2 protein-coding genes are annotated in these 1,126 nt (G+C 46.5%); one reads left to right on the top strand and one right to left on the bottom strand.

The genetic code is table 11. The annotated features are described in order from the left end of the window. Positions 1–453, bottom strand: a 453-nt coding sequence (locus A3766_RS24690; protein WP_231882984.1) for a hypothetical protein, incomplete at its 3' end; no start/stop codon positions are given. Positions 454–654: 201 nt separating this feature from the next. Here A3766_RS24690 and A3766_RS24685 point away from each other — a divergent pair. Then, a partial coding sequence (locus tag A3766_RS24685; protein ID WP_156509109.1) for an alcohol dehydrogenase catalytic domain-containing protein occupies positions 655–1,126 on the top strand: 472 nt, incomplete at its 3' end.

Raw genomic sequence — 1,126 nt, 5'->3', positions numbered from 1 at the left:
AATGACACTCGCGCCATAGTCGGCATTAGTCCCCAGACTAAAATAACCGTGTTTATCCATACTTGAGACTGCCACCATAAAACAATCCGGTGATATATGGGCAGTCAGCAAACGTCCAACCTGATGAAAATTAGTCGGTACAAACTGCATCCATGCTTCATCTTTTGACTCAGCCAGCGCTTGTCGGTCTGAGGCGCTTAAGAATAATGGCCTGGGCGAGATCCTCCCCGACAAAGACGGTTTAAGAAGCGTATTACGTAGATGTTCTGAGCCGTGCATGTAATACAAATTAAACGGCGCAACTCGCTCTTGTTCAGCGCATTCACTTAGCCAGCTAAGAAGTAGACGCGGCATGGCAACACTCATTCCCAGTATCAGGTTTGATACGCCAAGCATCTGCCCGGAAAGCTGCTCCTTGGAAATTTTCTTCGATTGATAAACGGCTTCAAGCATCTTGCTACTCCCCTTAAGATTCTTTTACTGTAAACCCAGTTTGAACAAACATTCTTAAGGCGGCGTGTTAGTTTAGTGAATTATTTCTTACAGGTGTGATTTCAGCTGCTTATGTCTTTTAAAAACCTATAGCTTTTTTGAGCAACATCAGCTTCAATATTGCACCAAATTAACGACCCTTCTAGCGTGAACAGCCAAACTATGAAAGCCCTAAGCATAAGCTCTCCACCAAACCTGGATAGCCTTGAACTGATAGAACAAGATCAACCAGCCCCGTTACCAGGCCAGGTAGGAGTAAGAATACGCTCCATTGGTTTGAATCGAGGCGACCTTCTATTCTGTCAAAACCGCTACTTTATCAAGCCAAACCCAGGAAGCAGGTTAGGCTTCGAAGCCGCCGGGATTGTTGACGCATTACCAGCTGACGGTAAAAGTAACTTTAAGCTAGGTGACAAAGTGGCCCTATGCCCAATGAGCTTTGATGTTCATTCACAAGGCACACTGGCAGAATATGGAGCCTATAACGAAGCATCGCTCATACCGAGCCCTGACTCGGTACCCGATGAACACTGTGGCGCAATCTGGATGGCCTACTTCACTGCCTGGGGAGGCTTGATTGAAGCGGGAGGCCTCAAACCGGGTGAAAATGTCGTTATCACCGCAGCATCAAGTT

It is taken from the genome of Oleiphilus sp. HI0132 (assembly GCF_001635845.1).
The sequence above is the reverse complement of the archived record's forward strand: the minus strand, read 5'-3'. Positions and strand labels throughout refer to the sequence as shown.